The following is a 22,699-nucleotide window of genomic DNA, read 5'->3' on the forward strand; positions in this document are numbered from 1 at the left end:
CCCCATCCGGTGACCACCGGGTGTCGGTCCGGCCGCGCAATCCTCGCGTGTCCGACACTCCTGGCCGGCCGGTCCCCCGGTAGGAGCGGGACCGAACGCCGGGGCGCCGGGCCCGGGGTCGTGAGCGCGTCCCGTGGGCACGCAGAAACCGCCCGCCCGCGTGATCGCGGGGGGCGGTGAGTGGCCGTGGTGGGTTCGCCTGCGGTCAGCCGAGGCAGACGACGAGCAGGCAGACCTGCGACGGCGAGGTGGCCGCCGGGGACGGGGTGGTCTGCGAGGTGCCCGGGTCCGTGCCGCCGCCGGTGCCGGTGGTCGGGGAGGACGGGTGCTGGGACGTCCCCGTGGACGACGAGGAGGACGAGGAGTCCGTCCCCGACTGGGAGGGAGAGTTCGCCGTCGTGTGACCCGTGCCCGACGTGCCCGTGCCCGCCGCCCCTGTCGTGCCCGTCGTGTGCGTCGTACGGGAAGAGGTGACCGTGTCCGGCTGAGCGGCCGACGACGTGGCGTGGGCCGAGCCCGGCGAGGAGAGTCGGGCCAGGTCGGCCGCGGGGGACTGCGCGGTGGGGGTGTGCGCTGCCCGGGGCGCGCCGGAACCCGGGGTGCCGGAGCGGGGCGGCGCCGGACTGCTGTACAGCGAGGTCGGTTCCTCCGCACCACCGAGGGCCGACGCCTCCGGAGCCGGGGCCGCCTGGGCGCGGTCGGCGGTGTGCCGGTCCATCGAGGCCACCGTCAGACCGCCTCCGACGAGGGCGACGGCGGTCGCCACGAGGGCCTTGCGCTGGGTCTTCTTCCAGCGCGCCAGCCGGCGCCGCCGCGCGGCACGCCCTTCCGTGCGGCGCGTCGGGCCCGTGAGGTCGGCGGGCGGGCCGGCGTGCGGAGCCTCGTCGATGTCCGGGTCCCCGTCGATGTCCGGAGCCGCGAACTCCCATGCCGTCGTGGCCGCCGTCGCCTCCATGACCGGCGTCGCGGTGGTGGCCGGGCCCGGGGCGGTGTGGCCGTCGGCGGTGACCGGGGCGATGTCGGGGGCGTAGGCACCGCATCCGGGGCACACCAGTGCGCCGTTGAGATGCCGACGACACGAGGAGCAGTAGTCCATTGCGGTCTTCCTGTGTTGGCTGGCCGCCGCCCCGACGGGCTGCGTTCGCACCTGGAATCGAACGGGTTGCCACGCTAACGGGGCTATCGAAAGACCGTGTGCAGGCTGTGTGGGGCTCGTGAGGGGATTCTCCGGGGGCCTTGCAGGGGTGCCTCCCGTGCCTTGCGGCTCAGGGGGCGGTGGTGGTGAGACGGACGGTTGTGCCGGCACACTCCGGAACACAGGCTGACCTGCGGGCTCAGTGTTCGAACGTCCAGGGGGCCGCCGTTTTCGCGGGCCTCCCGCGACCTCGACCGTGCGGACCGGCATGGAGATCCGCCTGCCGTGGCCCCGGGCCGTGCACGTCTGCGCCGCGCCGACCGAGTGGCCGTGGCTACCTCTGCCGTATCGACGGGCTGAGTGACGGTGCGGTGTCGGCCGCGGTCCGGCTCGCCGACGGCTCGGGACGTGCCGCGGTCGGTGTCGCCGACGGTTGCCGGGTGGTGGCGGCGGGCGGCTCGGGCTGCGGGAACCGCCGGTACGGGGAGCCGTGGTGGGACGCGGGATGACGCTCCCGGGCGACGCCGACGCCGACGCCGACGCCGACGCCGACGGCGAGGGCGACGCCGACGGACCCGCGGGCGCCGGACGGCCGCTCGGGGGCGGGGGTGCGAGGGGGACCGACGGGGGCGCCGGTGTGGAGGGCGTCGCCAGGTGGAGCGGCAGGGTGACGAGGACGGCGACGGCGGCGGTCAGGCGGCCCCGGCCGCCGCGCGGAGCAGCCGGCGGCGGGCCGCGGCGCGGCGGATCGCACGGAAGCGGCCGGGGGGCGGGCCGAGATGGTCCGAGGGGGGCCGCAGGATCACCGCGAGGGGGTCGTCGGGTTCCAGCTCCGGACCGTCGTCAGAGCGTGTGGTCAAGGCTTCTCCTCAGGTGGACGCGGAGCAGTTCCCGGGCCGCGTGCAGGTCGGCCTTGACGGTTCCTTCCTTGCGTCCGGTCAGCACGGACACCTCCCGGATCGGCATGTCAGCGTAGTAGTGCAACAGGATCGGGACGCGCAGTCGCTCCGGCAGCGACTGCACGAGCAGGCGCACCGACGGGTCGGCCTGTTCGGTGTGGGGGCGGACGGCGGCCTCCGTGGTGGCACGGTGCACGGCTCTGCGTTCGCGCTCCAGCTTGCGCCAGTGGTCCCGGACGATGTTGGCCGCGGTGACGTAGAGGAACCCGCGGGGCTCGTCCACGGAGGTCCAGCGGGCCCAGAGCCGGGTGAACGCCTCCGAGGCGATCTCGTGGGCCGTCTCGTCGTCGTCGACGAGACGGCGGCACCAGCCGGCGAGGCGTGGATAGACAGCGGCGAACAGCTCGGACGCCGCCCTCTCACGGGACCGTTTCAACGCTCTCCATGGTCGTGGGGCAGTCGTGGGGTAGGACCCCGGGCCGTCGGCGTACGTTCCGAAGGCCCGGGATCAGTACGGCGGTTCAGGGCGTGGAAGTGGTCAGCGCGGCGAAGACGATCACGTTGTCGAGGTATCCGTCGCCGGTACGGGGACCCCCGCAGGTGATCAGTCGCAACTCCGGCCGGTTCACGTTCCCGTAGACCTCCTCCGTCGGGAAGTCCGCCTTGGCGACGGTCCGTACGGCGCTGACCGTGAACACGGCCGCCGTTCCGTTCTCCAGGCGCGCCACGATCCGGTCGCCCCGGTGCAGCTCCGCGAGGTGGCGGAAGACCCCGTCCCCGTGGCTGCCGACCGTGACATGGCCGAGGATGACCGACGGCCCGACCTGGCCCGGTGTCGGCGAGTGCCAGTACCAGCCCGCCCGGTCGTGTGCGGTGACCGGCGGCACCTGCACACTGCCGTCCTGCGCCAGCCCCAGCCGCATGACCGGGGTGTCGACCCCGATGGCCGGGATGCGCAGCCCGACGGGGGCCGAACGCGCCAGCGCCGGTGCCGCCTTTGCGGCGGTCGACGCGGGCGGTGGCGTACTGCCGTCACGGACGGTTCCTGGAGGGTGGCGGAGGACCGGCGGCCTCGTGGCCGCCGCAGCCCGCGAGCAGCGCGGCCAACGCCGCGGTGGCGAAGGCGCGCCTGGAGAGCCGGGTCATGCCCCGGTCGCCCGCCGGCGGCGTACGACGTGGACGGCAGCGCCACCGCCGACCAGCACCAGGCCGGCGCCCGCGCCGATCAGCCCGGGGACACGGACCGGGAGGTCTCGGCCGTCACACCGGTGTCGGGCGCGCCGCTGGGGACGACCGAGACCTGGCCGCGCGCCCTCGTCGGCGCGGCACTCGGAACCGCGCTCGCGGCGGTCGGCGCCGCGGTCCGTTCCGGAGCGGTGGACGGGGAGGCGGTGGCCGCGGGAGCGGTAGGGGAGGGGGTCGCCCCGTGGGCGAACGCGGGCACGGTGCCCGCCAGCACGGCGGTGCACGCAAGTGCCATGGCGCTGTGGACAGTTCGGCGCATCGAATCGCTCTCTTTCGTCGGTCCGCCCGGTACTGCGGCGGGCTGAATCACGGATCGAGCGGAGAGACGAGGCGGCGCTAGGACGGGTTGTAAAGAGATGGCAAAGTCGTCGGAGGGTGGCCCGGGGCATGCACACACGGACGTGAGCCGACGACTCCTGCCGAGTCGCGGTGCGGTGGCGCACCGGACGGCGACGAGGGCGGCGCCGGCCGACGTGCCGACCCCCCCGATCGCCGACGAGCCGGCCGGCCGCCAACCAGACGATCTCAGTGGGGCGTTGGCCGATCAAGGTCGAAGTACTGCACAATCCATGAGCCGGGCTCATCGATGCGGGAGCACTGGAGTGGACCTCACGGAGATCGAGACGTTCCTGGCGCTGTCGGAGGAACTGCACTTCGGACGCACCGCGGAGCGCATGAGACTGTCCCAGTCACGTGTCAGCCAGTTGATCCGGGCGCTGGAACGACGCATCGGCGCACCGCTGTTCGTCCGAACCAGCCGCCGCGTCGCCCTGACCCCGCTGGGCGAGCACACCCGACGCACTCTCGGCGCCGCCTACGAAGGCCTCAGAAGGAGCTACGACGAGGCCTGCGCCATCGCGCAGGGCATGGTCGGCACCCTGCGCGTGGGCTTCCTCGGCTGTCTCAACGGCCCGCCGCTGACCGACACCGTCGTCGCGTTCGGCCGCCGGCACCCGGCCTGCGAGACCACGGTGACCGAGGTGCCCTGGCGCGACCCCTATGGGCCGCTGCGCAACGGCGAGGTCGAGGTGCTGCTCACGCTGCTGCCCGTCGACGAACCGGATCTGAAGGTGGGGACCGTCCTGGTGTCGCACGGCCGAGTGCTGGCCGCCGGTGCCGGCCATCCGCTCGCGGAGCGCGCGTCGGTCGACATCGAGGACCTGGCGGACTGGGTTCTGCTCGACGGCCCCGCCGAACTGCCGGACGCCCTTCGGCACGGCTTCTGTCCGCCGTTCACACCGCTCGGCAGGCCCCTGCGCCGCGGGAGGGGCGGACGGACCTATCAGGAGGCGCTGCACAAGGTCGCCACCGGCGAGACGGTGTGGACGACCCATCAAGGGCTGTTCCACGCCTACCGGCACCCCGGCGTCGTACACCGGCCGCTCAGCGGACTGCCCCCGGCCAACGGCGCCCTCGTCTGGCGCGCGGACACCGAGAACGCCAAGGTCCGGGCGTTCACCGCACTGGCCGCACAGATGGCCTCCGGCCGGGCGTCCGCGCAGGGTGGTGCGGGCGTGCGGGAGCTCTGACGCTCCGACACGGCCCGCCAGGCATCGTCACCGTGGTCGACTCGCGGGACCTGCGTCACGGGCGCGGGTACGAGGACCCCGCCACGGCCCGCTCCGACGTGGCCGAGCCGCCTGATCGGTCCGCTACCGCCGTCGCGCGGGTTCCTCGCCGGGGTCCGCGGCGCCGACCTCCGCGTCCTCGGCGGCGATGCGGTCCAGCCACTCGCCGAGCAGGGTGCGCTCCCCGAGCGTCAGGGACCGTACCCCGTCGCGCATCAGGGACTTCAGGGCGACGGCGTGCACGGCAGCGTGGTGGGCGCCGGCACTCGGCCGGGCAGCGGTGTCGTCGGCCGGGGCGAGCACGGAGTCCAGCACGGCTTCCCGGACGTTGTCGGACAGGCCTTCGTAGTCCGAGAGCCTGCCGTCGGCCTGCGCGGCGATCAGCGTGAGCGTCACCCCCATGCCCGAGGAGTGGATCATCGTCGCGGCGGCCTCGACGCCCGTCCGAAGCCGGCCGGCCTTGGCCACCCGTTCGACGATGCGCAGCAGCACCTGGTGGGCGTCACCCGTGACCGCGAACTGCTGGCCGGGCCGCGGTTCGGTGTACAGCAGCCGGTAGAGCGCGGGATTGGCCAGTCCGAAGGCCACGTGCATGTCCCAGCCGCTGCGCAGCTGCGCCACGGGGTCGCCGTCCGCGTCCTGGGCCTGCTTCGCGGCCAGGTAGGACGCGTATCCGCGCCGGGCCACCTCGTCGAGCAGTCCCTGCATGTCGCCGAAGTGCCGGTAGATCGTCTGCGCCTGCACTCCGGCGGCCGCACTGACCGCACGGGTGGACACGGCCTCCCGTCCGCCTTCGGCGAGCAGGGCTGTCGCGGCCTGCAGGATCCGCTCGCGGGGCTGCGCTGTCGTCGTCTCGACCGTTGCCATGACATCGACGATAACACTTGCGGTGCATCGATGATGTGTTAGCGTTGATGTGTCAGACCGGTTATCGGCGATATGTCGATCGGGTGATCCCCTGCCCGACGCCTCCTTCGCTCGCGAACCGACGCTCCCGAAGCCCCACGCCCGCGAACCGGGGTGTTCGCCCCGAGACCAAGGAGAACCGCCATGACCATCGCGACCCGCAAGCTCGGTGCGCACGGACCGGAGGTGTCCGCCATCGGCCTGGGCGCCATGGGTATGTCCGACCTGTACGGGCCCGCCGACGACGCCGAGAGCGTCGCCACCCTGCACGCCGCGATCGACGCGGGCCTGAACCTCATCGACACCGCGGACTTCTACGGCTCGGGCGCCAACGAGATGCTCATCGCCCGGGCGCTGAAGGAGCGCAGGCGTGACGAGGTCGTGCTGAGCGTCAAGTTCGGCTCCCGCCGCACCCCCGACGGCGGCTTCCAGCCCGTGCCGTACGACGTCTCCCCGGCCGCGGTCAAGGACCGCCTCGCCTACTCCCTGCGGCGGCTGAACACCGACCACATCGACATCTACCGTCCCGCACGCCTCAACCCGGACATCCCTGTCGAGGAGACCGTCGGCGCGCTCGCGGAGATGCGGCAGGCCGGCTTCATCCGGCACATCGGTCTGTCGGAGGTCGGTGCGGACACCATCCGCCGCGCCGCGGCCGTCGCACCCATCAGCGACGTGCAGATCGAGTACTCGCTGCTCTCCCGCGGCCCGGAGGCGTCCGTCATCCCGGCGCTGCGCGAGCTCGGCATCGGACTGACCGCCTACGGCGTGCTCTCCCGCGGCCTGCTCAGCGGCCACTGGAGCGCCGCGCGGAACCTGGGCGCCGACGACTTCCGCGCCCACAGCCCACGCTTCCAGGGCGAGAACCTCGAGGCCAACCTCCGCCTGGTCGAGGCACTGGGACGCGTGGCCGAGCGCCTGGGCGCCACCACCGGTCAGGTCGCCATCGCCTGGGTGGCCGCCCAGGGCCAGGACGTCGTCCCCCTGATCGGCGCCCGCCGAAGGGAGCGCCTGACCGAATCCCTCGGCGCCGCCGGCCTCGACCTGGACACCGATGCCCTCGCCGAGATCGAGGCGGCGGTCCCCGCGGGTTCCGCCGCCGGGGAGCGGTACGCCGCCCCCCTCATGGCCACGCTCGACAGCGAACGCTGACAGACCCACCCGTAACCCACAGCCACGAAGGACGGAACACCATGACCGACAACACCACCACCACGCCCCGCGTCGCCCTGGTCACCGGCGGCTCCGGCGGCATCGGCCGCGCGGTCGTCGAGCGCCTCGCCAGGGACGGCATCGCCGTCGGCGTGCACTACGCCGGCAACAAGGCCCGCGCCGACGACACGGTGGCCGCGGTCACCGCGGCGGGCGGCCGGGCGATCGCGGTCGGCGGCGACATCGCCGACGAGCACGCCATGGCGGAGGCGTTCGACGCCGTGGAGCGGGAGTTCGGCGGCATCGACGTCGTCGTCAACACGGCGGGCATCATGCTGCTGTCGCCGATCGCCACGCTCGACCTGGACGACCTGGACCGGATGCACCGCACCAACATCCGCGGCACCTTCGTGGTCTCCCAGCAGGCGGCCCGGCGGGTGCGCGCCGGTGGCGCGATCATCAACTTCTCGACCTCGGTCACCCGCCTGCAGTTCCCGAACTACGGCGCCTACGCGGCGAGCAAGGGCGCGGTCGAGGCCATGACCCTGGTCCTGGCCCGCGAACTGCGGGGCAAGGACATCACCGTCAACGCCGTGGCCCCCGGCCCCACCGCCACGCCCCTGTTCCTGGAGGGCAAGGACCAGGCCGCGATCAACAACCTGTCCAAGGCGGCTCCCCTGGAGCGCCTGGGCACGCCGGAGGACATCGCCGAGGCGGTCGCGTTCCTCGCCGGCCCGGCGCGCTGGATCAACGGCCAGGTCCTGTACGCCAACGGCGGCGTGGCCTGACCCGGCCACCTTCCCTCCCTGACGCCCTCCCGTCCCTGAGCCCTCCCCCACCCGCCCGCGAAGCCCTCTCTCGAGGAGAGAACTCCCATGAAGAACATCGTCGTGATCACCGGTGCCTCCAGCGGCTTCGGCGCCCTGACCGCCCGCGCCCTCGCCGACTCCGGCAACACCGTCCACGCCGGCATGCGCCAGACCGGCACCCGCAACGCGCCGCAGGTCGAAGCCGCCGCCGACTACAGCGCCCGGCACGGCGTCGACCTGCGCGCCATCGAACTCGACGTCAACTCCCAGGAGTCCGTGGACGCCGCCATCGACCGGGTCGTCACCGAGCACGGCCGCATCGACGTCCTGATCCACAACGCCGGGCACATGGTCACCGGACCGGCCGAGGCGTTCACCCCCGAGCAGCTCGCCGAGCTGTACGACGTGAACGTCCTCTCCACCCAGCGCGTCAACCGGGCGGTCCTGCCCCACCTGCGGAAGGCGGGCCGGGGCCTGGTGATCTGGGTGTCCAGCTCGAGCGTGAAGGGCGGCACCCCGCCGTACCTCGCCCCGTACTTCGCCGCCAAGGCCGCCATGGACTCCCTGGCCGTGAGCTACGCCGCCGAGCTCGCGCGCTGGGGGGTGGAGACCTCCATCGTGGTCCCCGGCTCGTTCACCAGCGGCACCAATCACTTCGCCCACTCCGGCCGCCCCGCCGACAGCGCCACCGAGGCGCAGTACGAGACGAAGTACCCCGGCCTCATGGAACAGGTCGCCCGGAAGCTGGCCGCGCTGGCCCCCGAGGACGCGGACGCCTCGATGGTCTCCGACGAGATCGCCCGGATCGTCGCGCTCCCCGCCGGACAGCGGCCGTACCGCGTCCACATCGACCCCGCCGACGACGGCTCGGAAGAGGTCTCCGACGTTGCCGACCGCGTCCGCCGCGAGTTCCTCACCCGCGTCGACCTCGCCGACCTGCTCACCGCGCACCCGGCGCACGCGCCAGAGGCACCCGGCGCGGTCGTGGCGTAACCCCCGGCTCGCACGGGACGACGAACCCCGGGCCCTGGCACGGGGTTCGTCAGACGTTGTCGGGGAGGGCGAGCCACTCCTTCCAGGTGAGGTCGCGGCCTATGTAGCGCGGCTTGCGGAAGGGCCAGGCGTCGGCGATCCACTGAGGGACGAACGCGTCCAGGGCGCGTTCGAGGTCGGTACCGACCTTGTCGTCCACCACCCACCAGGAGATGTCGGCGTCGGCGCCGGCCTTCTCCGCCGGGTCGATGTACACGCAGCCCAACAGGGCGGTGCCGACCTCGTCGAAGAGTGCGTAGTTGAAGGACTTGTGCTCGGCGATCTCCCGCTCGTGGTGCAGCAGGTCCTCGTAGTCCTGGTCGTACGTCATGGTGGCGGGAGGCCAGCCCCATGCCTCGCCGTAGATGGACCACAGCCGTTCCCGCGATCCCATGACCGCCGGGTAGTCGAGGTCCGTGTCGGCGGCGGAGACGGGCCGTAGGTGATGGCCACCGGGGAGCGGCACGCGGACGGGGTGGACGAAGTCATCGGGAAGCCAGTTCATGGACCGGGAGGCTAACCGGTCAGGGCGCGTTGGGCGTCGGGGGGCCGCGGCGTCGGATCGGTTCGGCGTCCGCTCTGCGAGATGAGCGGGAGCGGCCCGGTGCCCTGGACGTGCGGCACGTGTCGAGCGGCATCGGCCGGGCAGGGCAGGGGCCGCCCCCGCAATGCGGGGGTCGTCGCGCATCGCGACGGCTAGGATCCGGGCCATGGCCCTGACCATGAGCGACGTGGACCGGTTCGAGGCCTCCAGGTCACGCCTGGAGGCCATCGCCTACCGCCTCCTCGGCTCCGCGAGCGAGGCCGAGGACGCCGTGCAGGAGACGTTCCTGCGCTGGCAGGCCGCCGACGTCGACCGCATCGAGGTCCCCGAGGCCTGGTTGACGAAGGTCCTCACCAACCTGTGCCTCAACCAGCTCACTTCGGCCCGCGCCCGGCGCGAGACCTACGTGGGCCAGTGGCTCCCCGAGCCGCTGCTCGCCGGGGATCCGATGCTCGGCCCGGCGGACACGGCCGAACAGCGCGAATCGGTCTCCTACGCGGTGCTCGCCCTGCTGGAGCGTCTCTCCCCGAACGAGCGGGCGGTGTACGTGCTGCGGGAGGCCTTCGACTACCCGCACCGGGAGATCGCCGAGATCCTCGACATCACCGAGGCCGCCAGCCAGCAGATCTACCACCGCGCCAAGAAGCACGTCGCGGACGGCAGGGCCCGCAGCGAGATCGACGAGGCCGCCGCCCGGCGGATCGTCCACGAGTTCCTCGCGGCCGCCACCAGCGGCCGGACCGAGCCGCTCGTCCGGCTGCTCACCCAGGACGCCGTCTCGATCGGCGACGGCGGCGGGAAGGTCCCGGCCCGCGCCAAGGCGTTCGAAGGCGCTCTGGCGGTCGCGAAGTTCATGCGCGGCCTGTTCAAACCGAGCAAGGCCAAGCAGGCCCTGGTCGGCGGCTCACCCGAGGTGTACGCCACGACCGCCAACGGCGACCCCGCCCTCGTGGCGGTCGTCGACGGCCGGGTCGTCGGCGTCATGTGCCTGGAGATCACCGCCGAGGGCATCGCCGCCTTCCGCAACCAGGTCAACCCCGACAAGCTCGAACGCGCGACCCGGCGATGGGCGGCCGCCGACCACGGCGAACCCCTGCTCAGCGCCTTCTGACTCTTCCGACCCCGATGTGAGGTGCTTCACATCGCGTTCCTGTCAGGAAACGGCGGGCCGCCCGGTTCAAGGGCCGAACCCACCCACGACAGCAGCGCTCGAGACAGGAGCAAGGAGATGCAGCACCGCATCGTCGTCCTCGGAGCCGGATACGCCGGAGCCATCGCCGCAGGGCGCCTCGCCAAGCGGCTGCGCCGTGAAGACGTCGCCATCACCCTCGTCAACGCCGAGCCCGACTTCGTCGAGCGCGTCCGGATGCACCAGCTCGCGGTCGGCCAGGACCTCGAACGGCGGCCGCTGCGCGAGGTCTTCGCGGGCACCGGCGTCGAACTGAAGCTCGCGAAGGTCACCTGCGTCGACGTCGACCGCAGGACCGTGACCGTCGTCGACGCCAACGGCACCGAGGGGCGGATGGAGGAGCTGTCGTACGACACCCTCGTGTACGCCCTCGGCAGCGGCTGGAACGACCAGGGCGTCCCCGGCACCGCCGAGCACGCCCACGAGATCGCGAGTCGTCCCGGAGCTCTCCGGCTGCGCGAGCACCTGGCCCGCCTGGACGCCGGACAGCCCGTGGTCGTGGTCGGCGGCGGACTCACCGGCCTGGAGGCCGCAGCCGAGATCGCCGAGGCCCGCCCGGACCTCGATGTCGCCCTCGTCGCCCGCGGCGGCCTCGGCGACTGGCTCTCGCCCAAGGGGCGCCGGCACCTGCGGCAGGTCTTCGGCAAGCTCGGCGTCACCGTGCACGAACACGCCGACGTCAGCGCAGTCGAGGCCGACCGCGTCACCACCGCCGACGGCACGTCCGTCCCCGCCGCGGTCACCGTGTGGACCACGGGCTTCGCCGTCCACCCGATCGCGAAGGCCAGCACCCTGGAAGTCACCGACACGGGCCGGATCGTGGTCGACCGAACCATGCGCTCGGTCTCGCACCCCGACGTGTACGCCGTCGGCGACGCGGCCATGGCGATGGGCCCCGGTGACAAGCCGCTGCGGATGTCGTGCGCCTCGGGCACCCCCATGGCGTGGCAGGCCGCCGACGCCATCGCCGCGCGCCTGACCGGCGGGAAGCTCCCGAACGCACCGCTGCGCTACTTCAACCAGTGCATCTCGCTGGGCCGCAGGGAAGGCCTGATCCAGTACGTCACCGCCGACGACCGCGCCGTCCGGGCGGCCCTGACAGGACGGCTCGCCGCCGTCTACAAGGAGCTAGTCTGCAAGGGCGCGGCCTGGAGCATCGCCAACCCGACGCTCGGAATGCCGACCCGGACCCGCCGCGTCGTGCAGGAGCCGGCCCGGACGGGCCCGGTGGTCGGGACCCCGGCCTGACGCGCCCCGCGGAGCGGGCGTCCTCGAGGCGAGGGCGCCCGCTCCGTCGCCCTGGACGACGCGGTCGAGGGTGATCTCCGGCCGCCCGCTACCGGCAGCTGATCTTTCCGTGCTAGGTTGCGCCCCTTGATCGTGAAGGTTATGTGGGGGCCTTTCATGAAGCTGGCGCGATTCTCGCCGCCAACCGCCGCAGCTCTGCTCCTCGGACTGACGACCGTCCTCGGTCCCGGCACGGTCGACTCGTACGCGGCCTCGGACGTACCGCTGCCGATCGCGCACTTCGCGCACATGGTGGTGGATGCCCCGCACGGACACCTGTTCATCAGCGGCGGCTCCGGCACCGACGGCATTCTCGTCACCGACCTCGACGGTGGGAACCCGACGATGATCGGTGGTGAGCCGGGCGCCACCGGTCTCGCCCTCTCCGACGACGGATCCGCACTGTACGCGGCTCTGCCGGACCAGGACGCTATCGCCGCGATCAGCACGGAAAGCCTGACCGAGTCCGCTCGGTACGGCACGGGCACGGGCACCCGTCCCGACTCGCTGGCCGTCGCCGGGGGCACCCTCTGGTTCGGGTACGGCACGGCGGGCGCCGGCGGCATCGGATCCGTCGACGGGGCCGGAACCGTCACGTTGCGGCAGGATTCCGGCAGTTGGCCGGCAGCGCCGATGCTGACGACGACCCCGACGCCCTCCGGCGTCCTCGCGGCCGCCGCGCAGACGGGCGACACCTCCGCCGTCGTCACGTACCGGGCCGAGGGCGGTGCGCTGACCCGGCGGGCCGCGAAGGCGCTGCCCGTCCCCGACCTGAGCGACTTCGCGGTCACGGCGGACGGGCAGCATCTGGCGGTCTCGTCCTGGCTGCGCGCGAGCAGCAACCGGTACCGGGTCTCGGACCTGGCGGTCGACGGGCAGTTCGCCACGCCGGTGGCCGCCGACGCTGTCGCCGTGGCCCCGGACGGCACTCTGGCCGGCTGCGGCTGCAATGGCGCCTTCGAGGCATTTCCGGAAACAGGCGCGGGCTACTACCGCGAGTACTACTTCGACGACCCGCTGCGCCTGGCCCCGGACGGCCTCGCCTGGGCACCGGACGGGAGCCGTCTCTACGCCGTGGGCGTGGACGCCGCCGGAGGCACCCCGACGCTCCGGACAGCCCGTGACCCCGAAACCGCCGGGGTCCGTCTCCACGGCAGCTCGACCACCACCCCGCTCGCCCCCGGCGAGGCCTACACGTTCCGGGCGGGCTTCGACTCGCCGCTCAGCCTCGGTGCCGGGGAGTCCATGATTCCGGGCACCGTACGGATCACCCGCTACGACGACGCCGATCCGGACGGCCTGCTCATCCCGGACCCGACAAGCACACCGGCACACATACCGGTCGACTTCTTCGGCTCCTACTCCGTCGCCGGCACCGCTCCTGCCACCGGCTCCCTGAGCTTCCGCGTCGACTACTCGGGAGGCGGCCACTACGCCCCGGCGAGCCAGACCTTCGACATCCCGGTGGCGAAGTACGCGCCCACCATGGCGCTGACCGCTCCCTCCGCTGCGAACCGTGCCGCAGCGATGACCATCACCGGTCGGCTCACCTGGCCGCACGCGCATGTGACGACCGGCGCGGTCCACGTCGTCAAGACCGACCAGGCGCACCCCTCCGGCTATGCGGTGGGCACCGTGCCCGTCGCCGCCGACGGCGGTTTCGCCTTCCACGACACCCCTCAGGTCGGCGGCGCGAACACCTACGCCTTCACCTACGACGGTGGCACGTCCTACCTCCCGGTCACGGCGTCGGCGAAGGTGCAGGTGTCCCGGGCCACTCCGGGCCTGAGCGTGGCGACCGACGCGAAGTCGTACCACTCCGGCGCGACCGTCAAGGTGACCGCGCACCTGGGGACGACGTACAACTCCCGTGTCGTGACGCTGTACGCCCAGCCCGCGGGCGCGTCGCGGACGCAGCTCAAGAGCGGCAAGGTCGACGCGTACGGCAACCTCGTGGCGTACTACAGGATCAGCCGCAACACCGTCTTCACCGCGGCCTTCGCCGGCGACTACCGCTATGCGCCGCGCACGGTGACGACCGGTACGACCGTCACGCCGACGGTCCGGACGCAGATGCAGTGGCCGACCGGGACCACCCGCATCGGGTCCACCACCTACCAGGTCTTCAACAAGTCCGAAGTCGACATGGGCTTCAACCTCCTGGTCACTCCCCGCCAGTCGGGCGGTCACATGACGGTGTACCTCGAGCACTACTACTCGGGGGCCTGGCACCAGGTCACCGCGCAGGACTGCGGGGGCGTGTACGCCGACGGCTGGTACGGCTACGTCCGGGCTCTGAAGCTCTTCACGAGCAACGACCACTACCGCATCCGCGGCCACTACACGCCACCAGCCAAGGGCGCACAGACCGGCAGCGTGTGGAGCCGGTGGACGTACCTCACGGTCCACCCGGGGTGAGCCCGAAGCGCTCGGGGCCGCCCGGCGCCCGCGGTCGAGCCGAGGCCGCGCGACACGCTCGGCCGGGAAACCCCGGCCGAGCGCAGGTTCGAGCGGAGCCCGTGGCGCGAGGCGGACGGGACTCAGTCAGAGGTGATGTCGACCGTGACCGTGCCATAGGCACTGGTGTGCCGCGCGTCGCCCCCGTATTGCACGGTGTACTGGACGTCGCCCTTGGCCTTCGGGCGGTCCGTGTAGCTGAACGTGCCGTCCGCGGCGACGGTCGCCGACCCTATCAGCGTGCCCTCGCCCGCCGTGGGGTCGTCGAGCCGCCAGATGTCGACAGTGGTCCCCACGCCGAATCCCACGGGCGCTTGGAGCTTTCCGGTGAGGGTGAGGTCCTGGTTCCGGGGTGACGAGGCGGGTGCCTGCACGGTGACGGTGGTGGCGAACTGCGGGAGGTCCAGGACCTGGAGCGTCAGGGATGACGAGCCGCTGTCCTCGGTGACCGCGAACACCCTGCTGCCGTCCGGAGCCCAGGCCAGACCGGCGGGCTGGAGGGTGTTGGTGGCGTACGGGGACGACGCGGGGAAGTCCCAGGTCTTGAAGGCCGTGGAGTCGTCCTGCGTGAACAGGTAGACGTCGGGCGAGGAAGCGCCGTCGATGCCCGCAGCGATGGTGCCGTCGGGGGCGATGGCCACGGCGTCGGGGTAGTGGCTGGTGGTGTAGCGGCCGTCGTCCGCCAGGTCGGCCGTGCGGAACGCCTGGTGGTAGTAGGGCGAGGAGCAGGCGACGACCACCCGTGCGCCGTCCGGCGTCAAGGCGAGGTCCTGCAGGCTCGTGCACCCGTCCGTTCCCGGATCGACACGCTTGGCCTGTACGTCGGCCTGGCCGGTGCTCACGTCGTACACCGCCAGGGTGGCGGCGTTGCCGTCGGATTCGGCGGCGACGAGGGTGTCCGGGTCCTGCGGCGTGGCAGCCAGGCGGGGCGAGCCGCGGAACGTGTCGAGGCCCTGGCCCCGTGCGACGACCGGCTGCGCGCCGCTCAGGTCCAGGGAGCCGAGGGCGCCGTTCCAGGCGTCGGTGCTGTAGCCGAACCAGATCTTTCCTCCGGCCAGCGCGAGGGAGGTCGGGCCGGCGTAGGCGCCCGCTCCGGTTCCGGTGTCGTACCGGGCGGTCTCCTGCAGGGTGGCGGTGTCGATCGCGGCGATGGCGCCGGCGTCGCGGAGTGCCACGTACAGCGTTCGGGAGTCGCTGGAAAGCGCCATGCCCCAGGCACCGGCCTCACCGCCGATCTGCTTCACTACCTGGCCCGAGTAGTCCGTCACCAGGACGCTGCCACCGAACGGATCACTGAGAAAGACCTGCTGATGAGCCGCGTCGACAGCCATGTCCCGATACGAGCTGATCGGCAGTGGGGCACTGGTGTCCGCGGCGGCGGTGGTCGTTCCGAGGCCGAGGAGCGAGAGGCTCAAGGCAGCGGAGAGCGCTGCTCTTTCTGCGAACTGTCTTATGCGCATGCGGTCGGTCGCTTCCTTCAGTAGGACGTCTGCAAGTGGGGTCCGTGGAAGGCGCGACGAGCTGAGCCGTCCGGCTCTTCGCTCGTCGCAGCCCCTGTCAAGATCGACAGGCGGCCACTTATCAAGCGCAAAGGCCCGGCCGGACGTCACACACGGTGGACCACGCGGATCACGCCATGAACCGCGGTTCGGGGTGACCGACTTGGCGCACGCAGCGGTCGGGCGGCCGTCCGGTCGACCCGGACGACAGGCGAACCCCGGTCCGCCGCCTGGGGTTTCCGCCTGGAGCGACCCCTGGGCGTCAGGTCCGTACCGGCTCGCCCGCCGTCGCGCGGAGGTGTTCGATGCCGGTGTCGAGCGCCGCCTCGAGGTGGCTCGAGTCGCCCGTGGACATCATGATGGTCACGCCTCCCTGAATCCCCGCCAGTAGCGCAGCGGCCGCCCGGTCCACATCGAGAGCGGGCGAGACCAGGCCGTTCGCCTGGAGGGCGCGCATGCCGCGGGCGAGTTGCTGCTGCCACCCGCGCATCAGCTCCGTCACGATCGCCCGTGCACCGGGGCTGGACCGCCCGACCTGGAGGAACAGCGCCCCCAAGGGGCAGTGGTCGCCCTGGCGTTCATAGCGTTCCACGACCACGTCCCGCCACTGCTGCCAGGACTCCCACGAGTCCAGACGCCCCAGGTGCGGCTGCTGGTCCTCCAGGACGCGGTCCGCTTCGAACTGGGCCACCGCCAGCAGCAGTTCGTCCTTGCCGTCGGGGAAGTAGTGGAACAGTTGGCTCTTGCTCGTGCCGGTGCGGCTGCGGATGTCGTCGAGCGTCGTGAACGCGACACCTTGCTCGCGCAGCACCTCGGCCGCCCCCTCGATGATGCGAGCGCGTGTGGCGCGGCCCTTCGCGGTCGGTGCGTCCGGCATTCCGCCTCCCTCCCCCCTCACCCTCAGTGGACTGGCGGGTCCAGTTTACCGGCATGAGGCTCGGTCGGCGGTGACGACCGGAATCCCCTCCGTCTGGACTTGCTGGTCCATTTTCTGCGGTGCACAGTTGTCCGCACACTGCGAGATAGAGGAAGGTGCGTCATGAGTGGACGACTGCGGAACAAGACGGCGCTGGTCACGGGGTCGACCAGCAACATCGGGCAGGCGATCGCCGAAGCGTTCGCCGTCGAGGGGGCGCACGTCATCGTGTCCGGGCGCAATCGGGAACGGGGGGAACAGGTCGTCGAAGGGATCCGCGCATCCGGTGGCCGGGCCGACTTCCTGATGGCGGACCTCGACGGCAGCGCGGAGGCTTCCCGGGACCTGGCGGATCGCGCCCTTGAGGCCTTGGGCGGGCGGATCGACATCCTGGTGAACAATGCCGGCATCTATCCGGCCCCCGGCACCACCGCCACCGACGAGAAGACGTTCGACAAGGTCTACGGAGTGAACGTGAAGGCGCCGTTCTTCCTCACGGCCGCCCTCGTCCCGGCCATGACGGAGTCCGGCGGCGGGGTGATCGTCAACCTCGGCTCGTGGATCGCGCGCCTGGGCGTTCCTCTCGGCGCGCTCTACAGCTCGACCAAGGGAGCCATGGAGACGCTCACGCGGGCGTGGGCCGCGGAGTTCGGACCGATGGGCGTGCGGGTGAACGCCGTCTCGCCGGGTGTGATCCTCCCCCCGGCCCCGGAAGGCAGCGAGCCCCATCCGGGCGAGATCATGATGAAGGGCACCCCGGCCGGTGACGTCGGCACGCCGGACGCCATCGCGCATGCCGTGGTCTGGCTGGCCAGTGACGAAGCGGCCTTCGTGCACGGAACCGTGGTGGACGTCGACGGGGGCAGGACAGGGGTCGCCGTGATCGCCGCGTGAACGGCGTGCGGGGCGCCTCCCGGCGGTGTGCCTCAGCTGCCCGCACCTGCCCTTCGCAGAACGCCTGCTGCCCGTCGGAGGCGAAGACCGCCAGGACCGCCCGACGGCCTCGGGCCGCCCTACGTCCCTTCGGACCTGGCCGGCACGCACAGCCACGCGAGGCCTGCGGCGGCCAGGTAGGCGAGCGCGCCGATGGCCATGCTGGTGCGCAGCCCGGCGCCGTAGTCGGCGGCTGTGGCGAGCAGGCTGCCGCCGAGCGCGACGCCGGTGGCGCTGCCGATCTGGCGGGTGGTGTTGAACAGGGCGGAGGCGGCTCCTGAGTACGCCGGGGGTGCGGCACCCATCACGGTGGCGGTGGAGCCGGTGAGGGCGAAGGAGGTACCGAACCCCGCGGCCATCATCGGGGCCACGAGCAGCGGGTAGGCGGGGTCGTTTCCCGCAGCGGCCCAGCCGGCCGGCCCCAGGGCGGCCAGGAGCATGCCGGAGATCACCAGCGGACGATCGCCGGTGCGGCGGGTCAGCCGCCCGGACAGGACGGAGGCGAACATGGTCATCGCCACCGCCGGGAACAGCGCCAGCCCGGTGCCGAGCGCGCTGAAGCCGCGCCGGTGCTGGAATTCCAGGCTGGCGGTGAACAGCATGCCGTAGAAGCCGAAGTTGAACAGCAGACCGATGGCGGCTCCGCCGCTCACCGCACGAGAGCGCAGCAGGCTCGGCGGCAGAGCAGGGGACCGGGCCAGCCGCTCCCGCACCGCGAACGCCACGGCGGCCGACACGGCCAGGCCCACCCCGGCCAGAACAGCCGGATCGGACCAGCCCCGTCGTCCTGCCTCGTTGAGCGCCGCGGTCAGCAGTGCCACCGCCGCCACGACCGCGCACTGCGCCGGCCAGTCCAGGGCCCGGGCGGTACGCCGGGGCGAGCGCGCCACGTACCGCAGCGTCAGCACCAGGCAGACCACACCGACGGGCAGGTTGATGAGGAACACCCAGCGCCAACCCACCGTGGAGACGAGCAGCCCACCGAGCAGCGGACCGGCAGAGGCCGCGACGCCGGCCATCGAACCCCACAGCCCGAAGGCCCGCGAGCGTGCGGCGGGCCCCGGGTAGGCCTGCTGGAGCAGGGCCAGGGAACCTGGCACGATCAGAGCCGCGCCGAGCCCCTCCACCAACCGGGACGCGACAAGGAAGGGGGCGCTCGGCGCGAGCGCGCACGCGGCCGAGGACACGGTGAACACCGCCACGCCCCAGCAGAAGACCCGGCGGTTGCCCAGCCGGTCGCCCAGCGCGCCACCGGTCAGCAGGAAGCCGGCGAAGACCAGGGTGTACCCATCGGTGATCCACTGGATGCCGGTGAGCGAGGCCGACAGCTCCCGGCCGATCACCGGCACGGCGACGTTGATGACCGTCACGTCCAGGATCACCATGAAATACCCGGCGCACACCGTCAACAGCGGTGCCCACGACCGTCGTTCGGGCTCGGGGGTCGACTCGGGGGAGGGTACGGACTCACCGCCGCCGGCCGACTCCGCGAACGCCACGGCCCCAACTCCATCCCGTCCGCGCAGGCCCTACGCCCAAAGCCACAGTAAGGGACATATGCCCCACGGTGCGGGAGCCGGGCTGCTCACATCACCTCATGTGGCAGGTGATGCAGGGCACCGGTGCCGCCATCGGGTTCCACCGGCAGGGCTGGGGCGCCTTCCCCGGCTTCGACGCCCGAGTCCTCTGGTCCGCCTGGGCACCGGACCCGACTCACAGGACCGTCGGCCGCGGCCACTACACGGCCGAGGAGGCCCCCGGCCGGATCACCGCGGAGCTCCGCGGACTGCCGGCTCGCTGAGCACGCGGCGTGGTAGGTCCAGCGCCCTGCCGGTGAGTACCCGTACTCATGTCTGTACGCGCCCTCCGGTCCACCGTTGGGGACATCGCCAACGGACCGACCCGAAGGAACCCGCGATGCCGAGCTCCTCCCTCCCTCGCCGTCTTCCACGCCTGCGCCGGCTCCTCGCGCTCGCCACGGACAACTGGCTCGCCCGGGCCTATCTGGCCGTGTTCGCCGCCTCTGTCTGGGTCGTGTTCCTCTTTCCGGACAGCGGCTTCGCACCGGGTCCCCTGATGCTCACGGCGCCGCTCTCCTTCCTGAGTGCGGTCCTCCCCTTCGGCCCCGGCACCGAGGGCGGAGGGGTGGTCGAGGTGCTCGCCACGCTTTTGTGGACCGTATGGCTCCTGCTGTGCGCCCTGGTGAACGCCGCCGTGCTCGGTGCCCTCGTCGCGAGGTCCGCGGCCGCCGCACCGGCCGGCGCGCGTGAGCCCCTCCCGCGGATCCCGGTCCCCTCCGAAGAGAAGGGAACGGACATGGCGCCCACCGAACGCCCCGGCCTGCGAGGCATTAGGGGCCTGCTGGCGCCCGCGGTGGACAACTGGCTCGCGCGCGGATACCTCGCGGTGGTCGCGGCGGCGCTGGGGTTCTTCCTGTACGCGGTGTACCTGTCGCCGGACCCGGGATTCGCCGGGATCTGGCCGCTGATGGCCACGGCGCCGCTGAGCATCGTCGCCTCCCTGGTGGCGGCACCCGCGCAGTACTCCTCGCTCTCCTGGCTGAGCCCGTTGCTCTTCTCCGTCGGTGTGGCCCTGTCCGGGCTGGTCGACGCCGCGCTGCTCGGCCTGCTCGCACGCAGGCTGCGGACACGGGAAGCGCACCCGGCCACCTGAGCGATTCGGCCCGACGCGGGAGTGTCCCCGTCGTACTCGCGGTGGACCTGTCGGCCGGTCCGTACTGCGTTCTGAGTAGCGGGGATTGTCGGCAGGCGCAGGACGACGGGACGGCCCGCCCCCGGAGAGGCTGGGCGGACAGTCGGCACCCAGATGTGGAGACCTCCTGCCGTGGCTACTTTCCTGTATCGAGTGGGCCGTCTGGCCTTCCGGCGACGCTGGTACGTCGCCCTGGTCTGGGCGGCCGTCCTGGCCGCCCTCGGGTTGGGCGCCCTCAAGGCGCCGGGGGCCTCCGACGAGGGCTTCTCCATGCCGGGCATCGAATCCCAGAAGGCGTTCGACCTGCTGAACGAGCGCTTCCCGGGGGCGACGGCCGACGGCGCGACCGCCCGTGTCGTCTTCGTCGCGCCGAGCGGTGAGAAGGTGACCGCGACCGGGCACAAGCAGGCCGTCGAGAAGGCCGTCGCCGAACTGGCCGACGGCGCGCAGGTGGCGAGCGCCGTCGACCCGTTCCGGGCGAAGGCGGTCAGCAAGGACGGTTCGACGGCGTACGCGACCGTCACCTACAAGGTCAAGGCCAACGACCTCACCGACGCCAGCAGGATCCACCTCGAGCGGACCCTCGACGAGGCCCGCCACTCCGGGCTGACCGTCGAGGCCGGCGGGAGCGCGATGGACGACCGCGGCGGCGCGGGCGGCGCCGCCGAGGGGATCGGTATCGCGATAGCCGCCGTCGTACTGCTGGTCACCTTCGGTTCGCTGGCCGCCGCCGGGCTGCCGCTGCTCACCGCCGTCGTCGGCGCCGGCGTCAGCATGGCCACGATCCTGGCCCTGTCCCACGCCCTCGGCCTGTCCACGACGACCGGCACCCTGGCGATGATGCTGGGCCTCGCGGTCGGCATCGACTACGCGGTCTTCGTCGTCTCCCGCTACCGCGAGGAGCGCGCCAAGGGCCGGGCGCCGCGGGAGGCGGCCGGGCTGGCGGTCGGTACCGCCGGTTCCGCGGTCGTCTTCGCCGGGCTCACCGTCGTCATCGCCCTGGCCGGGCTCGCGGTGGTCGGCATCCCGATGCTCACCAAGATGGGTCTGGCCGCGGCGGGCGCGGTGATCGTCGCCGTGTTCGTGGCACTGACGCTGGTCCCGGCGGTCCTCGGCTTCTGGCCGAACGCGGTGCTCACGCGCAAGGCCCGTACGAGCGGCCGTATCGAGGAGGGCGGCGAGAACAACGGGGGCACCCGCTGGGCGCGGTTCGTGCTGCGCCGTCCCGTGCCCGTGCTGCTTCTCGGTGTGGTGGGCCTCGGGGCCCTCGCGGTGCCGATGACGTCCCTGCAACTGGGCATGCCCGGGGACGAGGCCAAGCCGACCTCCACCACCGAGCGCCGCGCCTACGACGCGCTCGCCGAGGGCTTCGGGCCGGGTTTCAACGGGCCGTTGACCGTCGTCGTGGACGCCAAGGGCGATGCCGACCCGAAGGGCGCGGCGCAGACGATCTCCGAGCAGATCGGTGCCACGAAGGGCGTCGTGTCCGTCTCCCCGGCCCGCTTCAACGCCGCCGGTGACACCGCGGTGATCTCGGTCGTGCCGTCCACCGCGCCGACCGACGAGAGGACCAAGGACCTGGTGCAGACGATCCGGGGCGAGCGTCCCGGGGTCGAGGCCGAGACCGGGGCGTCCTTCGAGGTCACCGGCACCACCGCGCTGAACATCGACATCGCCGACAAGGTGCAGGCCGCCCTGGTCCCGTATCTCGGGGTCGTCGTCGGCCTGGCCGTCGTCCTCCTGCTGGTGGTCTTCCGGTCCCTCCTCGTCCCGCTCAAGGCGGCCCTCGGCTTCCTGCTGTCGGTGCTGGCCTCCCTCGGCGTGGTCGTCCTGGTCTTCCAGCAGGGCCACGGCGCCGGGCTCCTGGGGGTGGAACAGACCGGGCCGATCATGAGCCTGACGCCGATCTTCCTGGTGGGCATCGTCTTCGGCCTCGCCATGGACTACGAGGTGTTCCTCGTCTCGCGTATGCGGGAGGCGCACGTCCACGGCGAGCCGCCCCGCCAGGCGGTCACGTCCGGCTTCCGGCACAGCGCCCGCGTGGTCGTGGCCGCCGCGCTGATCATGATCGCGGTGTTCGCCGGGTTCATCGGCGAGAGCGATTCCATGATCAAGATGATCGGGTTCGGGCTGGCCTCCGCCGTCCTCTTCGACGCCTTCGTCGTACGGATGGCGATCGTGCCCGCCGTCCTCGCCCTGCTCGGCGACAAGGCCTGGTGGCTGCCGAAGTGGCTGGACCGGCTTCTGCCGCGCGTCGACGTGGAGGGCGAGGCGCTCAGCCGCCGCTCCGTCACGGACCCCGCCCCGGCCGCGGCGGCCGACCTGGCCGCGGCGCGCACCTGACACCACCGCCCAACCCACAGGGGCCGCCCGTGGCCAACGACACGGGCGGCCCGTTCGCCGTTCACAACCGAAG

Annotated in this window: 20 protein-coding genes and 2 pseudogenes; 12 read left to right on the forward strand and 10 right to left on the reverse strand. The window is 72.3% G+C overall.

Translation table 11 applies throughout. The features are described 5' to 3' along the window. Positions 1 to 205: 205 nt before the first annotated feature. The gene (locus N8I84_RS21385; protein WP_263234846.1) at positions 206 to 1,096 is read right to left on the reverse strand and encodes an SCO2400 family protein; all 891 of its coding nucleotides are present in this window, start codon (positions 1,094 to 1,096) and stop codon (positions 206 to 208) included. Positions 1,097 to 1,506: 410 nt separating this feature from the next. Here N8I84_RS21385 and N8I84_RS21390 point away from each other — a divergent pair, with 410 nt between their 5' ends. Next, positions 1,507 to 1,644 carry a hypothetical protein gene (locus N8I84_RS21390; RefSeq protein ID WP_263235065.1) on the forward strand — a complete coding sequence of 46 codons (138 nt, stop codon included), beginning with the start codon at positions 1,507 to 1,509 and terminating at the stop codon, positions 1,642 to 1,644. Between the two features lie 183 nt (positions 1,645 to 1,827). Here N8I84_RS21390 and N8I84_RS42755 read toward each other — a convergent pair whose 3' ends face one another. The 4 genes and pseudogenes from N8I84_RS42755 to N8I84_RS21410 form a co-directional block, all read right to left on the reverse strand. Continuing rightward, positions 1,828 to 1,995: a hypothetical protein gene (locus tag N8I84_RS42755; protein WP_313884272.1), complete on the reverse strand. Its 168-nt coding sequence runs from the start codon at positions 1,993 to 1,995 to the stop codon at positions 1,828 to 1,830. Next, positions 1,979 to 2,470, reverse strand: coding sequence for an RNA polymerase sigma factor (locus N8I84_RS21400; RefSeq protein WP_263230991.1), 492 nt, complete (start codon positions 2,468 to 2,470; stop codon positions 1,979 to 1,981). The genes N8I84_RS42755 and N8I84_RS21400 overlap by 17 nt, the downstream gene beginning before the upstream one ends. A gap of 85 nt (positions 2,471 to 2,555) precedes the next feature. Further along, a pseudogene (locus N8I84_RS21405) lies at positions 2,556 to 3,020 on the reverse strand (class F sortase); the annotation flags it as partial. A 156-nt stretch (positions 3,021 to 3,176) separates the two neighbouring features. After that, positions 3,177 to 3,538 (reverse strand): annotated as a pseudogene (locus N8I84_RS21410) (sortase-dependent protein). A gap of 343 nt (positions 3,539 to 3,881) precedes the next feature. On the opposite strand from N8I84_RS21410, the gene N8I84_RS21415 reads away from it, so the two are divergent. After that, the gene (locus N8I84_RS21415; protein WP_263230992.1) at positions 3,882 to 4,808 is read left to right on the forward strand and encodes a LysR family transcriptional regulator; all 927 of its coding nucleotides are present in this window, start codon (positions 3,882 to 3,884) and stop codon (positions 4,806 to 4,808) included. Positions 4,809 to 4,931: 123 nt separating this feature from the next. On the opposite strand, the gene N8I84_RS21420 is transcribed toward N8I84_RS21415, so the two are convergent. Further along, positions 4,932 to 5,714, reverse strand: a complete 783-nt coding sequence (locus tag N8I84_RS21420; RefSeq protein WP_263230993.1) for a TetR/AcrR family transcriptional regulator — start codon at positions 5,712 to 5,714, stop codon at positions 4,932 to 4,934. Between the two features lie 183 nt (positions 5,715 to 5,897). Here N8I84_RS21420 and N8I84_RS21425 point away from each other — a divergent pair, with 183 nt between their 5' ends. From N8I84_RS21425 to N8I84_RS21435, 3 genes are all read left to right on the forward strand, one after another. Further along, a complete protein-coding gene (locus N8I84_RS21425) occupies positions 5,898 to 6,905 on the forward strand; it encodes an aldo/keto reductase (protein WP_263230994.1) in 1,008 nt (335 codons plus the stop codon). Positions 6,906 to 6,946: 41 nt separating this feature from the next. Beyond that, positions 6,947 to 7,693, forward strand: a complete 747-nt coding sequence (locus N8I84_RS21430) for an SDR family oxidoreductase (RefSeq protein ID WP_263230995.1) — start codon at positions 6,947 to 6,949, stop codon at positions 7,691 to 7,693. An 87-nt stretch (positions 7,694 to 7,780) separates the two neighbouring features. After that, complete coding sequence (locus tag N8I84_RS21435) at positions 7,781 to 8,707, forward strand: SDR family oxidoreductase (RefSeq protein ID WP_263230996.1); 927 nt, start codon at positions 7,781 to 7,783, stop codon at positions 8,705 to 8,707. A 49-nt stretch (positions 8,708 to 8,756) separates the two neighbouring features. Here the strand turns inward: N8I84_RS21435 and N8I84_RS21440 are convergent, their stop codons facing one another. Further along, positions 8,757 to 9,251, reverse strand: a complete 495-nt coding sequence (locus N8I84_RS21440; RefSeq protein WP_263230997.1) for an N-acetyltransferase — start codon at positions 9,249 to 9,251, stop codon at positions 8,757 to 8,759. Between the two features lie 205 nt (positions 9,252 to 9,456). Between N8I84_RS21440 and N8I84_RS21445 the strand changes: the two genes are divergently transcribed. From N8I84_RS21445 to N8I84_RS21455, 3 genes are all read left to right on the forward strand, one after another. Continuing rightward, a complete protein-coding gene (locus N8I84_RS21445) occupies positions 9,457 to 10,401 on the forward strand; it encodes an RNA polymerase sigma-70 factor (RefSeq protein ID WP_263230998.1) in 945 nt (314 codons plus the stop codon). A gap of 117 nt (positions 10,402 to 10,518) precedes the next feature. Beyond that, the gene (locus N8I84_RS21450) at positions 10,519 to 11,727 is read left to right on the forward strand and encodes an NAD(P)/FAD-dependent oxidoreductase (protein ID WP_263230999.1); all 1,209 of its coding nucleotides are present in this window, start codon (positions 10,519 to 10,521) and stop codon (positions 11,725 to 11,727) included. A gap of 156 nt (positions 11,728 to 11,883) precedes the next feature. Further along, complete coding sequence (locus N8I84_RS21455; RefSeq protein WP_263231000.1) at positions 11,884 to 14,184, forward strand: hypothetical protein; 2,301 nt, start codon at positions 11,884 to 11,886, stop codon at positions 14,182 to 14,184. A 122-nt stretch (positions 14,185 to 14,306) separates the two neighbouring features. On the opposite strand, the gene N8I84_RS21460 is transcribed toward N8I84_RS21455, so the two are convergent. Both N8I84_RS21460 and N8I84_RS21465 read right to left on the reverse strand, forming a co-directional pair. Further along, on the reverse strand, positions 14,307 to 15,554 hold the full coding sequence (locus tag N8I84_RS21460) for a YncE family protein (protein ID WP_263231001.1): 1,248 nt from the start codon (positions 15,552 to 15,554) through the stop codon (positions 14,307 to 14,309). A gap of 430 nt (positions 15,555 to 15,984) precedes the next feature. Further along, positions 15,985 to 16,599, reverse strand: a complete 615-nt coding sequence (locus N8I84_RS21465) for a TetR/AcrR family transcriptional regulator (RefSeq protein ID WP_263231002.1) — start codon at positions 16,597 to 16,599, stop codon at positions 15,985 to 15,987. A gap of 162 nt (positions 16,600 to 16,761) precedes the next feature. On the opposite strand from N8I84_RS21465, the gene N8I84_RS21470 reads away from it, so the two are divergent. Beyond that, complete coding sequence (locus tag N8I84_RS21470) at positions 16,762 to 17,532, forward strand: SDR family NAD(P)-dependent oxidoreductase (protein WP_263231003.1); 771 nt, start codon at positions 16,762 to 16,764, stop codon at positions 17,530 to 17,532. Positions 17,533 to 17,651: 119 nt separating this feature from the next. Here the strand turns inward: N8I84_RS21470 and N8I84_RS21475 are convergent, their stop codons facing one another. Beyond that, positions 17,652 to 19,070: an MFS transporter gene (locus N8I84_RS21475; protein WP_263231004.1), complete on the reverse strand. Its 1,419-nt coding sequence runs from the start codon at positions 19,068 to 19,070 to the stop codon at positions 17,652 to 17,654. Between the two features lie 98 nt (positions 19,071 to 19,168). Between N8I84_RS21475 and N8I84_RS21480 the strand changes: the two genes are divergently transcribed. The 3 genes from N8I84_RS21480 (at position 19,169) to N8I84_RS21490 (ending at position 22,626) form a co-directional block, all read left to right on the forward strand. After that, positions 19,169 to 19,372 (forward strand): hypothetical protein, encoded by a 204-nt coding sequence (locus N8I84_RS21480; protein ID WP_263231005.1) that lies wholly within the window; start codon positions 19,169 to 19,171, stop codon positions 19,370 to 19,372. 116 nt (positions 19,373 to 19,488) lie between these two features. Next, entirely contained in the window at positions 19,489 to 20,244 is a 756-nt protein-coding gene (locus N8I84_RS21485; RefSeq protein WP_263231006.1) for an SCO4225 family membrane protein, read from the forward strand. 171 nt (positions 20,245 to 20,415) lie between these two features. Next, the gene (locus N8I84_RS21490; RefSeq protein WP_263231007.1) at positions 20,416 to 22,626 is read left to right on the forward strand and encodes an MMPL family transporter; all 2,211 of its coding nucleotides are present in this window, start codon (positions 20,416 to 20,418) and stop codon (positions 22,624 to 22,626) included. The last annotated feature ends 73 nt before the right edge of the window (positions 22,627 to 22,699 follow it).

Source organism: Streptomyces cynarae (assembly GCF_025642135.1).
Taxonomy (GTDB): Bacteria; Actinomycetota; Actinomycetes; order Streptomycetales; family Streptomycetaceae; genus Streptomyces; species Streptomyces cynarae.